The 15,670-nt window shown below is 52.3% G+C and carries 5 protein-coding genes and 1 pseudogene; 4 read left to right on the top strand and 2 right to left on the bottom strand.

All coding sequences use genetic code 11. From position 1 onward, the window contains the following. A pseudogene (locus AB7U36_RS06980) lies at positions 1-258 on the top strand (sulfite exporter TauE/SafE family protein); the annotation flags it as partial. Here AB7U36_RS06980 and AB7U36_RS06975 read toward each other — a convergent pair. Both AB7U36_RS06975 and AB7U36_RS06970 read right to left on the bottom strand, forming a co-directional pair. Next, entirely contained in the window at positions 239-955 is a 717-nt protein-coding gene (locus AB7U36_RS06975) for a 4'-phosphopantetheinyl transferase family protein (protein WP_428159072.1), read from the bottom strand. The pseudogene AB7U36_RS06980 and the gene AB7U36_RS06975 sit on opposite strands and share 20 nt — an antisense overlap. Positions 956-964: 9 nt before the next feature. Then, entirely contained in the window at positions 965-12,346 is an 11,382-nt protein-coding gene (locus tag AB7U36_RS06970) for an SDR family NAD(P)-dependent oxidoreductase (RefSeq protein ID WP_428159071.1), read from the bottom strand. 207 nt (positions 12,347-12,553) lie between these two features. On the opposite strand from AB7U36_RS06970, the gene AB7U36_RS06965 reads away from it, so the two are divergent. From AB7U36_RS06965 to AB7U36_RS06955, 3 genes are all read left to right on the top strand, one after another. Beyond that, positions 12,554-14,044: a sigma-54-dependent transcriptional regulator gene (locus AB7U36_RS06965; protein WP_428159070.1), complete on the top strand. Its 1,491-nt coding sequence runs from the start codon at positions 12,554-12,556 to the stop codon at positions 14,042-14,044. Positions 14,045-14,067: 23 nt separating this feature from the next. Next, the gene (gene aroC, locus AB7U36_RS06960; RefSeq protein ID WP_428159069.1) at positions 14,068-15,192 is read left to right on the top strand and encodes a chorismate synthase; all 1,125 of its coding nucleotides are present in this window, start codon (positions 14,068-14,070) and stop codon (positions 15,190-15,192) included. Between the two features lie 110 nt (positions 15,193-15,302). Beyond that, positions 15,303-15,482 (top strand): rubredoxin, encoded by a 180-nt coding sequence (locus AB7U36_RS06955; protein WP_428159068.1) that lies wholly within the window; start codon positions 15,303-15,305, stop codon positions 15,480-15,482. Positions 15,483-15,670 lie beyond the last annotated feature (188 nt).

Raw genomic sequence — 15,670 nt, 5'->3', positions numbered from 1 at the left:
ACATCCCGGGCCGTGGCCACCAGTTTATTCATCATGTTTGTAACTATTTTATTTTACCTGGTACTGGTCTGCATCAGTGTCTGGGTTGGGAACGCATCCTGGCCCCATGGGACATCTTTGCTATTTGCAACCTGCAGCGGCGTTATTATGGGGGGGCAAATCGGTACCCGTTTAATCCGTATTCCATGGCTGAAGAGGCATCAAAAACATACCTTTATTATTTTGCTGGCTATGTCCATCATTCACTTGATTTGGTAGAAAAACAGCCTGGAAAAACAACCGAGAAAATTATGTTGTCCCGGTGATATGAATTAACGAGAACACCGTCAATGGGGACGTGATTTTCATACAGTGTTTCATCCAGCCATTCGATTCTTTTTACAGGGGTTTTTAAACCGGTTTGCCGGTATTTGAGCAAGGCTTCTTTGATGGTCCATATTTTCAGGATGGTTTCAAGGTCTGCCCCGGCGTATGCGCTTTGTTCTTTTGGGGAAAATCCGGCGTGTAAAAGGGCAGGGATATCCACAGGGCTTAAAACCTCCATGTCAATGCCCAAGCCATTGGCTTTTCCGGGCAGGGCCGCGGCCAGGGCGTAGTCACCGGAATGGGTAATGGATATGGCATAATCAAAGGCCGGTGCCAGGGCAGGTGCCCCGGATGCGTCATTTTGTACCTCAATTGCATCCGGGGCCAGGTCTTTTTCCTGCATGATAAGGCGTTTTACCGCCCATCGTCCGGCCAGACGTTCCACCTGCTTTTTCAGGGCAAACAATTGATTGAGCCCGGTGAGTTCAGTCCGGGAAAGCACCGGTCTTGCAAACTGATCCGGGCTGAATTGGCAGCCGGGCCTGGTCTGGTAACCCGGCCCGACACTGTCCGCTAACAATCCCTCAAGCATCGCCGGGATGTGGACAAGGCAGAAATGAATGCCCTGTTCCCGGAACAGCTGGGTCATGCGTGGCATCTAACTGGCCAGCAGGCTGTTCTTTATGATCTGCGCATCGGGACGGTCTTCTTCTGCCAGGCGATCCACCCGGACCATTTGAAAGTCCTGGATGTCAATGATCACACGGCCCGAAAGGTCTGCCAGCTGCATATGATATGTTTTGGTGTCACTGCCCTGGGCCAGACGCCGGGTTACGCAGAAATAGGGCGTATCCGGCAGAACCGTCCCTGCAAATGACACCTTGCTGATGGCATAGGGCAGCACCACGTCTGCACTGGTGAAAAATTCAAGTATGCCGCCGGTTTGGAACATGGCATCCATGATCACCACAGGCGTGACAAATTCAGGATGGGTCTGGTCTTTAAAAAATTCGCGTCCGGGCCGCCATTGAACCACTGTAACCAGGCTGTCCTGATCCAGGGAAACCAGCTGATCCACGGAGCGGAACAGCCCGTCCATGAACAGGCGGTCCGGGTGGTAGATCTGTTCCTGCCATCCAGCATCGACCTTAAATTCTGACAGGGCAGGGGGAACTATTTCATCCAGGGCAGGCGAATCTGTACCGATTTTAAATTTGCCCTGGTAATGCAGGGTGTTCTGGGCAGGGGCGTTGCCTCCCGGGGGGGTGAAAACAGATTGGATTTGGGTTGTTATCAATCCGTCTGCGGTTTTTTCAGCAAAAATTTCAATGTTCTTGGGACGGTTTTTTAATAATTTGATGCCATAAGGGATTTTAAAATCACTGGCTTCAAGGATGTGCCCTTGACCACCGCTGCATTCCAGGGCCGCTTCCGCCATGGTTTCCAGACCGGTTGCCCCTAAAAACAGAGGCACGCCTTTTCTGGCATGGTCGAAGAGAAAAAGATCCCTGTCTGCTTCCAGCAGGCGTTTGAATTTCAGCCTGTCACGGGCGGCATCCTGCTCTACGGTGTCCAGGAACGGACCTATGGCAAGCAGACCGTCCGGGTCAAATGCGGCTGGATTTTTTTCAGGGGGGGCCCCAATCAGGATTTCAAAGCTGTCCGGATTGTGCATCTCTTCCTGGAAAAAGCGGACCCCTTGGGCCACCGGCAGAAAGGCAATGCCTTTTTCCTTTAGCACGGCTTCAATGGTGCCCTGGGCCGCCATCCCGATTTCCGCCCAGGCGGTCCAGTCAAAAATTTTAAAGGTCAAATCCTTTGTTTTCAGGGCATTTGCCTGTATCATGGCCCCCATCATGTCGTTTCCGGCGGTGTAGTCTGACTGGGCCTCGTTGCCGAACCTGGCCGTGATGGATGAAAATCCGATAATATACCGGCAGTTTTTGTTTTCAATGGCTGCCAGCACATTGGCCATCCCCTTGACCTTGGTGTCAAACACCAGATTAAAATCATCCATGGATTTTTTTTCAATCATAATGCTTTTGTCCACACCCGCAGCATGAATCACCCCGTCAATGCGGTCGTATTGACTGACCGCCTTTTGAACGGCGCCGGGGTCGGTGACATCCACGGCATGATAATTCACGGCCTTTGCCTGGGCCCGCAGCTGGGCCAGATTTTCCCGGGCCGTAAGAATCCGCCGCAGTCCGGCTGTTCTGTTTTTCAGCTCCACGGGTTTGGCTGTGGGATGTATGGACTTGAGTGCGGCCATGATTTGTGTGTCATTCATGTTAGTTACGATGGCATCGGTCCCCGGGATTTCCAGTTCATCTTCCACCCGGCTGCGTCCTAAAATCACCAAGGTCATGCCGGCAGTTGTAACCGACTTGAGCAGTTCATAGGTGATGCCCGCAGCACCGCCTGTGACCAGCAAGGTGTCATTGCCTTTTATGACCGAGAAGTCTTTGTCCCGGGTCTGTGGTGTGGCTGGGCTGCCGGTATTGGCACGGATACCGAATCTTTTGCCCTTTTCAAGGCCCACCTCCAGACGGGTGCCGGCACCGAAAACTTCATTCATGAACAAAGATGCAGCCCGGGCCATATCTGCAAGTTCGGTTTTGTCCATAAACTCCACAAGTTTTACCCCTGTTCCCGGGTACTCCTTGGCAACGGTTTTCAGCAGGCCTGAAATACCGCTGAAAACAGGGTAGAGCTGATCCGGTGCAGGTTCCCTGAAACGGGCCAGGGCGGACTGGACCGATACGGCAGCCAGGCGGCGGCAGGACTGACCCAGGTGGCTGCCAAATGCCTTGCACAGCAGGAACAAAAATTTGACCGCAGCGCTCTCTTGGTTCAGGGGTGCACCCGGTTCCATGGCAAAATCCAGGGGGTGAAGAAAAAAGATCCCGGAAATGCCCTCATGGTCCGCCTTTATTTGCGGGATGATCTCTTCGGCACTTTCAAGCGTGTTTAAATCAACGGTGTAATCATCGTGTTCACTGTTACCCACACAGATGACATGCCCTTTATTTTCTTTAATCAGGTCTGCCACAGCCCGGCCAAACCCCTGTTTGTCCATGATGATCAAATAGGTTTGTCCCTCAAACTCAAGGTTACCGGGTACAGAACCGGGCAGTTGGCGCAAGCCAAAGGTATAGCGCTGAATTCCGGATTGACCCGGCTGGTCTGTTTCAGGTGCCTGGGAATCAGGGGTGGCAGGCACCGGCGTGGTCTTGGCCTTGGTGGTGCCACTGTCTCCGGACAGGTTGGTCTGAATATATTCACTGATTTTCCTGATGGTGTTCAATTCAGACAGATTGATATCTTCGGGAACAGACAGGCCGTATGCTTTTGTAATCTTGCCGAAGGTCTCCACCTGCTTGACTGTGTCAATGCCCAGATCTGCTTCCAGGTCCAGGTCCGGTTCCAGCATGTCCCGGGTGTAACCGGTCTGCTCGGCAATCAGGCTTGTGATTTCTGCGGTGATGTCCGGGCCGCTGCCGGAACCTGAATCCGGTGTCTGGGCAATCGTTCCGGATGCAGGCGGTTCCTGGGTTTGATCCGTTTGAATCCGGCTGCTGATATACTGGGCAATTTTTCGTATGGTGCTCAGCTCCGAAAGGCTGATATCCTCGGGTACGGTCAGGCCGAATGATTTGGTGATCTTGCCGAAGGTCTCCACCTGCTTGACCGTGTCAATGCCTAAGTCCGCTTCCAGGTCCAGGTCCGGTTCCAGCATGTCCCGGGTGTAACCGGTCTGCTCGGCAATCAGGTTTGTGATTTTCTCCGTGATGTCCGGGCTGCGGTCAGCACCTGAATCCGGTGTCTGGGCACTAGTGGCGGATTCAGGCGGTACCGGGGTTTGATCCGTCGGAATCCGGCTGCCGATATAACTGGCAATTTTTCGTATGGTGTTCAGTTCGGAAAGGCTGATATCCTCGGGCACGGCCAGGCCAAAGGATTTGGTGATCTTACCGAAGGTCTCCACCTGCTTGACCGTGTCAATGCCTAAGTCCGCTTCCAGGTCCAGGTCCGGTTCCAGCATGTCATGGGTGTAGCCGGTCTGGTTTGCGATCAGGTCGGTGATCTGGCGTAAAACATCGGTGGCTGCGGCATTGCCCGCAACTTTTCCGGGCTGTTCTGCCTGGACAGATACCGGCTGTTTGGGTTTCTCGTGTCCGGCCGTTTCTCTGCCTTTATCCTTAAAACTCTCCTGGAGCATTGGTCCTGTGCGTTGATCCCCGGGAAAAACGCACAGGGTTTTATTTATGATGGCCAGCTTGGGATCTGCACTGCCGGTGATCCGGGCCAGCCACTCCTGGTAGGCCGGGTTGTTCTCCACACCGGCTTCCTGAACCCGGTCCATCATTAAAAAGGCATAATGGGATCCGAACCCGGCGCTGAAATGCAGCCCAAAGCGGTAATCACCATGCCCTGACCGTGTAAAATTCAGATCTGAAAATTCGGCAGGTATATGATCCAGGTTGGCCACAGGTGGAAATTTCTTTGCCTGCAGGCCTTTGATCAGTATGGCATCCTCAATGCCCGCGCCCAGGGTGTGCCCCGTATACCCCTTGGTGTTGGTGATTGCAATTTTTTTATAATCGTTGGGAAATGCGGATTTTAAGGCATTCACTTCAGCCGAGGCACTGCCGCCCCGGGCCGGTGTAAAGGTCTCATGGGACATGAATACCAGTTGTCCGGCCATGTCCGTACGGGATATGGCGTTTTGTTTTTCCACCTGGCCCACGAATTTATTGAGTTCACCGGCAAGGTGGTTCACATCAATGCGGGAGGGGTGAAATGCGCTGTTGCCGATATGGGAACCCAGTATCCGGGCCTGGCCGTTCAACCCCCTGTGGTTCAGGGTGTCTTGGCGTTCCACAACGAGCCCCACTGCACCGGAACCTAAAATCGTGCCGTTCCGGTCCTCATCAAAGGGTTTGGCCGCGTCTGACACCACTTCCTTGCTGGTGGCAGCGCCCATGGCCAGAAATCCTGACCCCACCCACGGCATCTGGGCTTCACTTGTGGCTGCTTCCCCGCCGATGACAATCACCCTGTCGCACCGGCCGGTTCGAATCCAGTCCCCTGCTACGCCAATGGCCTGGGTGGTGGATGCACACGCCCCGGTCAGATGAATATTGGGCCCCTTTGCCCGGATGAGCTGGGCAAAATGTGCGCCGCCTAAGGACACGATGTCAAAGAGAATATTACGTTCAAACTTGTATTGGCCGTATACTTTGCGTCGCTCGCGGATCCTGAAGAACCAGTCTGTGATAACATCCTTCATATCCCTGTCCGTGAGATGCTCCATCAGGTGATAGTAGATGTTTTCCAGCTCATCATAGGGTTTGACGTAAAACTTGTTGTAATAATACGCATTGAGATGGTGCAGCAGGGTTTCAAAACCAGGGAAAATACCTGTCATGATCACGCCTGTTGTATCCTGCATTTCCTGGGGTAATATCAACCCGTCCGGGATGGCACTGCCGGTGGAGGTTTTTTTATACCCTTTGACCAGGGGAATGTGGGCGTCTTTCAGGGCTTCAAGTCCTGCTGCCATGGCCAGTTCATCCACAAGGTCAAACTTGCGGCTGATGCCGTATTCCGCAGACAGATCAAAATACCCCAGTTTACCGGCCAGTTGGATCACATCACTGGTGCGCACAATCTCCACAAACCTGGCATTACCGTTGGGTTCCTTGAATACCCGGGTAATGTTCATGTCCACGATTTTGTTTTTCTCTTCCTGGGTCAACGGTTCAATGAAATTGTGCCCCGCAAGAATTCGGTCAAAGTTTTTTTCATTGAATACCTGGTTGCCTTTGCCCGGCAGGCCAACGGCAGCACCGGCAATACAGACAGAACCTGTATACAGGCCTAAATTTTCAACATCCGCCAGGGCCTTTTTCTGCTGAAACGCCTGGTATTCGCGATGCAGTGCCGCCTGGATCAGGGTCTTGTTCTGTTCTAAGAACGTGCTGAAATCTATGTCGTTGTTCATGGGTTCTATGGGTGAGGCTGTTTTTTGCGGGGCCTTATTTTTCAAGTTTTGGGGTTCAATATTCATCAGTTCCCGGGGTGCTGATTCGCTTGCTTGGGCAATATCCTTTGCCTTGGGTGTGATAAACCGGTCGGAGGCCAGGGTGAAACATTCAAGCTCTCCTTTTTTGGCATCTGCCGTGGGCATGGATTCCGGATTTTTAATGGAGATGTTTTTCAACAGGTTGCACAAAAGTCTGCCTGGTCCGATTTCAATAAACTTTTGGCAGCCCATGGCATGAACACCTTTTACGGATTCTACAAATTCCACAGGGGAGACGATCTGGCGCGCCAGGTGGACCCGGATCATCTGTTCATCGGCAGGATAGGGCTTGGCTGTCAGGTTTGAGATGATTTTATGGGCGTTTTTAAGATTGAACTTTACGGAGGCAAGCGTCTTGGCCATATTGTCGGCTGCAGGTTCCAGCAGCGGGGTGTGAAAGGCGGCGGACAGGGCCAGTTTTTTATGTAAAATATCTTTGTCTTTAAGATGGGCGCAAAAAAGATCTATGCCCTGGGTGGTCCCGGCAATGGCGGTCTGTTTTTCGCTGTTTTTGTTGACCAGCCAGATATTTTTAACGCCGGAGTCTGAAATCATCTCCTGGGCGCCTTTTTCCCCGTCAAAAACCACCATGATCCCGCCGGGGTTTTCCTTGGATGCCCGGCCCATAAAATCCGCCCTGGAAATCACAAGATTCATGGCTGTACTGAAATCAATCAAGCCTGCGCAGTAAAGGGCTGAGTATTCTCCGACACTGTGGCCGATATAAAAGTCAGGTTCAAAGCCTTTGAGGTTTAATGCGTGATAGATGGCCGCGGTGGACAGGAAAATGGCGGGCTGGGTGTTTTCCGTCTGATTCAGCGGGGCACCGCCGGTGTTCATGATGTCCAGCAGGGATGTTCCCCTGCGCTCCCGGAAAATTTTCTCCCCCTGGTCCATCAGGGCTTTGATTTCAGGCACACTCTGGTAAAGGGCTTTCAACATACCTGCAGACTGGGCACCCTGGCCCGAAAGCAGGGCTGTGACGGCTGTGGTCCGAACCTGGTTTGTCCAGGCCCCGGGTGTGATTGCGGGCAGTTCCACAGACGCGTAAGCGTTTTGGGCCTGCAGAAACCGGGGCACTCGGCCAATGATTATATGGGCGTGGTTGCCGCCGATACCGTTGACATCAGCACCTAAAAGCGCGCCATCCGCCAGCGGTGTAATCTCCTTGACCGGGTGCAGCAGGCTTTCCTTTTCTATGAGTGTGGATTGGGGCCGGAACCCATGGGTAGGCAGCAGAACCCCTTTACCCGACATCATCAAAAGTCTTGCCATGACCACGGCGGGATTGGCCGCTTTAAAGTACCCGAATTCGGTTTTGATATTGCCGTATGCCACGGGATGGTTCAGGCTTTTCTCAATGGCCTGTTTTTCCACCAGATCCAGGAACGGATTGGACACACCAAATACATCCAGGTATGCCAGATTTGCTTTTCGGGTTTTAAATGTCCCGGTGTCATTTGAGATCACTTTTTCATATTTGTTTTCAGATGGTGATAATAAATGCTCGGGCGCACTTGCCGCCAGGTTCAGGCATTTTAATTCACCCAGAACAGGCATGTTGTGCTGTTTTGCATATTTATAGGTGGTTACAACCAGGCAGGCTGCACCCTCTCCCATGACATATCCGTTGGCGTCATTGTCAAACAGGCTGGGTTCGGTTTGGGCCAGAATGCCTAAACGTTTGAATGCCAGCAGCACCCCCGGATACAGGTTGGTGTCCACTCCGCCGGTGACCACGGCATCCAGGTTGCCAGCCCGCAGATTTTTAACCGCCATGTCCAGGGCCATGGTGGCCGAAGCACATGAGGCATCCACCACAAAATTGGTGCCCTGGGTGTTGTAGTGTTTGGAGATGCGGGCAGACACGATGTTTGACAGCATCCCGGGTATGCTGTCCCCGGTCATGGCAGGATATCTTTTGCATAAAAGTTCTCCCACGCGGTCTGCAATGGCTGACAGGATATTTTTATCCACCGCTGTAACGGACCGGATCATGCGCTGGAGCAGAGGAATCCTTGTACGGATAATTGATTCGACATTCCGGGTCCCGGAAATTGTGCCCAGGATAACCCCGATTCTGTTGCCGGCGGTCAGGTTGTTCAGAAGGCCTGCCTGTTCAAGGGCCTGGCCTGCCGCATCCAGGCCGAATAACTGGGCCCGGTCCATGTACGCCATGGCGGACGGCGGAATTTTAAAGGTTTTGGGGTCCAGGAGAAAATCGTCAACAATGCCGTTTTTCATCATGGGCAGATGAAATCCCGAATTTTCATCCTCCTGGGCATAACAGGCATTGGCCAGGCGCTCGGACGGCATGGGATGGTAGGCCTTTTGCCCCGAGACCATGGCATCCCAGAACGCGTCTTTGTTTTTGGCCTTTGGCAGGACAACGCCCATGCCGGAAAAAACGATCCTGTCGTCATTGGGATCATGGTCAAGGTCTGCAAAAATCCTGCGGGAAAGCGTCGTGTCCGCCCGGTTGAACTCGCTGACCACGGCATGGTAGTTAATGCCCCCGAACCCGTAGGCGCTGACCGCTGCCATGCGCGGGCCATTGGCTGGCGCATCCCAGGGTCTGGGATTTTCCAGGACAAACAGAGATGAGTCTGCTATGTCGATTTTCGGAGAAATTTTTTCAAATGCGCCGTTGGGAGGCAGAATCTGATGGTTCAAGGCCAGCAATGTTTTTATCATGCCGGCCATGCCGGCAGCCCCGAGTAAATGACCGATCTGGGATTTGATGGATGATACGCCAATGGATGTGCCCTGGTTATACACCTGACGCAGGGTCTCCATCTCCACGGCATCCCCCACCTTTGTGCCGGTGCCGTGGGCTTCGATAAACTGCACCATCCCCGGGGAAAATTCTGACTTTATCTTTTCATGACAGCGCTGAAACGCTAATTTCTGCCCATCTTTATCCGGGGCTGCAATCCCCTTGCCCTTTCCGTCGGAAGACGAGGCGATTGATTTGATTACCCCAAGGATGGGGTCTTTTTCCCGGATGGCGTCTTTGAGGCGTTTCAGGACCAGAACCCCGGCCCCTTCACCCAGGATAAAACCGTCGGCCCGTTCATCAAAGGGGAATGACCCGTTGGCGGACAGGGTGCCCATTTTGCAGAATCCCACAAATGATTCCGGTGTCAGGTTGGTGTTGACACCGCCTGCAATCACCGTGTCATGGGTCCCGCTTAAAAGCTCATGAATCCCGCACTCAATGGCGGAAAGGGCTGTGGCGCATGCGGCATCCACCACATAATTGGTGCCGAAAATGCCTAAATGATGCGCAATGCGGGCCGCTTCCATGTTCAGCGTAACACCGTGCACAGGTTCGTAAATCGAGCCCTGGGACATTTTTATGCGTAACTCATCAATGATTTTCTTTTGTTCCGCTTCGGACAATGCATTGAATTCAGGCGTATTGCGCAGGTATTGTTTAACCTCGGGAAAAAAGTATTTAAAATGCAGATCCGATGCCATTTCATTGCCAAGGCAGGTGGCCACAATAACGGCCGTGCGTTTCTGTTCTTTTGTTGCAATCCGGTTGTCACCGGTTAACAGATTCGCGTTTTCCACTGCCTGGTAGGCGGCATGCAGCAGCATCTGCTGGCTGCGGGACAATTTTGATGCCTTGGCCGGTGTATACCCGAACCGTTCATTGTCAAATTGAAAATCATTCACTATGCCTGCGATCTGTGTATAGGACTTGTCCTGGGCCTTGGGATCCGGATCATAGTAAAGGGATTTTTCCCAGCGGTTGTCAGGGAGCTGACAAATACTGTATTTTTTATCAAGAATATTGTGCCAGAAGGTGTCTGTGTCATGGGCGTCGGGAAACACGCAGCCCATGCCCACCACGGCAATTTCATCATTGATTTCCCCCTGGGCGGAGAAGAGGACTTCAAGGGCGTTGAGCCGGGCTATAAGTCCATCCTTTTGCAGGAATAATTTGTGATGAATTTCGGCGATGCTGGTCTGGTTTTCAAAGAAAGCAAGGCCTTCGCCGGTCATGAAGTTGCCGTTTGACCGTTGTTCTTCATCCGTGTATGAAATCCACTGGCCGTTATTTTTACGGCCAAAATCAGGGGTCTTGCCTTTGGCGCTGATGAGAAGTGAGCCTAAATTATCCTTTTCAAAGGCGCTTTTGCGCAGGCCTAGGGTCATGGTATCATCTGCCAGGCGGCAGTGCTCATTTTTCATGATCTGGCCGGCAAAGGCCGTGTTGGCGGTGCGGCAGGCAAGCCCCACGGTGGAACCGATGATGGTGGTGCGTTTGTGCTCCTGAACCACCTGCTGGTACACGGGCGTTAAGGCGCCTGTTTCAATAATCTCCTTTGTGAACAGGTAGGCTGTGCCCAGCTGAATGCCGATCTTTACGCCTTCCCGGGCCAAAAGTGCTGTCATGGCGGATATAAAATGGGAGCCTTCGGCACTGGTGATGCCTCCGGCAAACAGGACGCTTATATCCGGCCGTTGATCCAAAGGCAGATCCAGCAGGGTTTCAATGCTCAGTTCCCACAGAACCGTGCTGGAGAGGCTGCCGATATGACCGCCGGCTTCATTGCCTTCCAGAATAAAACGCCGCGTTCCTTTTTCAAAGGCGTTCTTCAATACGCCCGGCAGAGGGGTGTGAAGATATGCCCGGGTGCCGCAGGCTTCCAGTTCATTGATCTGGGAGGGAATCCCGCCTGCAAAAAGTGCAAAGGGTGTCTGTTTTGTTTTGATCAGGTCCAGGTGATGATCCAGGGTGGGGTTAAAGGCTTTGATGCCGATCATGCCGGCACCGAATACGGGCAGTTCATCGGATTTTTCAGGCAGGATTTGGGCTGCAATTTCAGCAGGAAGACTGCCTAAGGCAAAAAAGGGCAGGCCGCCGTTTTCATAAACGGCCCTTGCAAATTCTTTGTTGTCGGAAATGTTGGCCATGGGGCCCTGGGTGATGGGAAAACGGGTGCCATGTTCCTTTGCCAGGGATGCGTGTTCGGTTAAGGGATCAAATTGCTCCACAGCGTTCAGGGCATGTCCCACAGACGTGAACAGGGCCTGGATCATCTGTGTCAGCCGGCTGCCGCGCTTTGCAAAGTGCCGGGCAAAGGCCGCATCCTGGCCAAGATAGAACAGGGCCTGCATGGGAGCGTCATTATCCTGGCCCAGGGATGCCATGTTTTGTTCCAGTGCGGTTTTAATGAAACCCAGATCCTGTCCCTCTGCTTTTTTTATACTGATTTTTTTGATCAGGTCCTGGACGATCTTTGTCCCGGGTTTTGCAAACACCCGGTGCTGTGTATTGCCGCCGCCGTCTAAAATGACCGTGTCGGTCTCTTCCATTTTTTCAAGGACCTTTTTAAAGGCTCCTGAAACCGGTGCGTCTTCGGCCAGATAGAGCTGGTCATCCAACACCAGGCCCGAAGCCCCGGCTGCAAAAAATCCCGGTGCCGTGTGAAACCCCACGCCGCCGTGGACAAAATATGGAAACTCACTTTTTTGGGCATAATACTGGCTCAGCATGAAGCTTGACGCTGAAGATGTCCTGCCGCCGGCTTCCCGGCCTTTTAAAATAATGCCATGGGGATTGATACTTTTCAGGATGGTTTCAAGTCCGGGTTCATAAATTTCCACCATCAGAATTTCAGGGTTTACCGCTATTCTATTATTGATAAGTGAATCCGGGTTATGGCAGGCAACAATGACGCATTCGGGCAGATCTGCCGGGTGCTGTTCAAAATAGTCCCAGATTTTTTCATCCTCCGCATAAATACGGATACTGTGGCGCAGGTTTTGATTTTTAAGCTGCCCGAGCAGGTCAGAAAGCTTTGAGGTGTCTATGAATTCAGTATCCAGAACAGGCATGGCACCGGCTATCCAGATGGTTTTAAAAAAATCAAGGTCATATGTTTTGGGGGGATGATATGCCAGCAGAGGCAAACGGGTGGTCAGTATTCTATTAAGCACAGGGCTTCTCCTTGTTGGTTTTTCGTTCTCCGGCAAAACGCTAACAAAGATCGTGCCACTCTTTTGTTCCGGCATGATAAGGTTATGAATATATAGGGTAAAGAAATATTATTTATCTGAAACTATGATTTGAATTATAAATTATTGTGCAAAAAATGTATTCATGTCATACATTAAATGAATAATGGATTAATCATGGGATCGAATATGAAAGAACTAACCGCTTTACTGCCCGAAGAACTGGATTTTTTTAAATGCGTTCACTACGCCAGTGCTGCCAACCCCTTTGGCAGGGAGCGGGTTCTGCGGGAAGCGCAAATTGCAGGTATTCCACCGGACAGTCCCAAAGAGATCAGGATGCTTAAGGTGTGTCAGGCTGTAAAGCATTGCCTGGCCCAGGCGGAAAAGCGCGGCAGGATCAATCTTGGTTCTTTTAAGGGCGAGGATCAGTATTTTTTGCGGTCTGCATTGCTGTTTCACTATTTTCACCTGTTCAGAAAAGAGATCGACACCCTGATCACACGCCAGCTTGATAATGCCGAAGAGTCCCTGGACGCGCATTTTGCGCCGGAGGCCCTGGCCCTGTTGCGCGGCTGGGGATTCGGCATTGATGAGAGCAGGCGCTGCATTGCCCTGGCGTATCAGTTGCGCCGGGCCTATTATTTCATTTTCCGGCATCTGGTGGGCCGCAGCAGTTGTATGCAGCAGCTGCGGCGGGATCTGTGGCAGAACGTGTTCACCCATGACATCCTTATGTATGACCAGTATCTATGGAACCGCATGGAAAATTTCTCCACCCTGCTGTTTGGTGAAACCGGCACGGGCAAGGGAACCGCTGCCCTGGCCATGGGGCGCTCCGGCTATATCCCCTTTGATGAAAAGGAAAACAAGTTCACTCATAATTTTGTGAATACCTTTACCACGCTCAATATCAGCCAGTTTCCTGAAACCATCATTGAATCCGAGCTGTTCGGCCATGTGCGCGGCGCATTTACAGGGGCGGTCAAGGACCATAAAGGGGTGTTCAGCCAGTGCAGCCCCAATGGATCCATTCTTCTGGATGAAATCGGCGAGTTGTCCACCCATGTTCAGATAAAACTGCTCAATGTGCTCCAGGACCGGGTCTATTCACCCGTGGGAAGCGATGAAAAACACCGGTTTCACGGCAGGATCATTGCCGCCACAAACCGCAGCATCCGGGAGATCAGGGAAAAGAAGATATTCAGGGATGATTTTTACTACCGTCTGTGTTCCGATATCATCACGGTGCCGCCCCTGCACAAAAGAATTGCCCAGGATCCCGAAGAGCTTCCGGATCTTTTGGCACACACGGTGACCCGTATTGTGGGGCAGCCTTCCCCGGAAATTGTCTCCCGTGTGCTTGAATATATTGAAGGCAGCCTTACGCTGTCATATCCATGGCCGGGCAATGTGCGGGAACTGGAACAATGTGTCAGGCGTGTGGTGCTGCGCAATGCCTATGAATATGAAACAGATGAGGCCCTGGAACCCGCGTCCAAAGCAGATGCTTTAACCCGGCAGATTCAGGACGGCCGTCTCAGTGCCCAGGACCTGCTGATCCACTATTGCACCCGCTTGTATGAAAAACACGGCACCTATGAGGCGGTTGCCCGCATTGCCGGGCTGGACCGGCGGACGGTGAAAAAGTATATTGATTCCAGAGATCAGGTTCATTAAAACGAATATATAAGGAAAAATCCATGTCAAGTTCATTTGGAAAATTGTTTCGTGTTTCAACCTTTGGTGAATCCCACTGCCCCGGGGTCGGGGTAGTTGTGGACGGGTGTCTGCCCGGGATGGCGCTGACGGAGCCCGATATCCAGTACCAGCTCGACCGCAGACGCCCGGGCCAGAGCGCCGTGTCAACGGACAGGCAGGAGTCGGACCAGGTGTCCATTCAGTCCGGCACGGAACACGGCCTTACCCTGGGTACGCCTATCTCCCTGTTTGTGCCCAATAAGGACCAGCGCCCGGGCGATTATAAATCCATGGCAGATATCCCAAGGCCCTCCCATGCGGATTTCACCTATCAGTCAAAATACGGAATCCGGGCCTCATCCGGCGGCGGCCGTTCTTCTGCCCGTGAGACCATTGGCCGGGTCTGTGCCGGGGCCATTGCCGAAAAGATGCTTAAAACCGCACTGGGTATTGATATTGTGGCCTGGGTCAGCCAGGTGGGGCAGATCAAGGCACCGGAAACCGATGGCTTGAATCTTACCCGGTCCATGGTAGATGCCAGCATGATCCGCTGTCCGGATTCGGATGCGGCAAAGGCCATGGAGGCGGCTGTTCTGCGGGCAAAAGAAGAAAAGGACTCCATTGGCGGTGTGGTCTCATGTGTCTGTACCCATGTGCCGGCCGGTCTTGGTGAACCGGTGTTTGACAAACTTGAGGCGCTTCTGGCTCATGCCATGCTTTCCATACCCGCCACCAAGGGGTTTGAAATCGGGTCGGGGTTTGCAGGGGCGCAAATGCGCGGTTCTGTGCACAATGATCCCTTTGTCTTGAAAAACGGGCGGCTTGGCACCACAACCAATTTCAGCGGCGGCATCCAGGGCGGGATTTCCAATGGAGAACCCATTGTGTTCCGGGTGGCGTTTAAACCCCCGGCCACCATCGGGTATGCCCAGGAAACTGTGGATTTCCAGGGCCGGCAGGCTACACTTGCGGCCAAGGGCCGGCATGATCCCTGCGTGGTGGCCAGGGCGGTGCCCATTGTGGAGAGCATGGCAGCCCTTGTACTGGCTGATGTCATGCTCCAGCAGCAGGCCAGGTTAGCCGGTGCGGCGCTCATGGGTAAACACGGGTTTCCGTTCAGGCATTAATTAGAATTCAAATGCCGGATTTCCCGGCATTGAGCTTTAGAAGTGGCACACTGATTGCAACTGATTTAGGGCAAGCACAGTTTTAACTCAACGATAAAAAAGGAGAAATTATGTCAGATCCCAAAGATATGTACCAGTGTCAGGTTACCAATTGCGGATTTATCTATGATCCGGACAGGGGTGATCGCAAAGGGAAAATTAAAAAAGGAACAAAATTTAATGATCTGCCCGAAGACTGGCGCTGTCCGGTCTGCGGGGCCAGCCCGAAAAGTTTTAAATGTCTGGGTTGAACAACAACACCCCAAACCCTTGTTAATTTTTCAATCGTTAGACAGCCATACAGAGACAAAAATGTCTCTGTATGGCTGTCTCTATTTTGTATCAATTTGCGTTTCGTGTTTAACCAGTCTGGCTGACTTCTGTTTTAACTCCTTGTTATATTAGGTAATACATTCTGTATTTGCGATGTGGCACAAGG

The sequence above is a fragment of the Desulfobacter sp. genome (genome assembly GCF_050177295.1).
Note: the sequence above shows the minus strand (reverse complement) of the source record. Positions and strands in the feature narration are given on the sequence as shown.

Coding starts and splice junctions, on each gene's coding strand:
- aroC (WP_428159069.1), top strand. CDS start 14,068: ATGTCAAGTTCATTTGGAAAATTGTTTCGTGTTTCAACCTTTGGTGAA.
- AB7U36_RS06975 (WP_428159072.1), bottom strand. CDS start 955: ATGACCCAGCTGTTCCGGGAACAGGGCATTCATTTCTGCCTTGTCCAC.
- AB7U36_RS06955 (WP_428159068.1), top strand. CDS start 15,303: ATGTCAGATCCCAAAGATATGTACCAGTGTCAGGTTACCAATTGCGGA.
- AB7U36_RS06965 (WP_428159070.1), top strand. CDS start 12,554: ATGAAAGAACTAACCGCTTTACTGCCCGAAGAACTGGATTTTTTTAAA.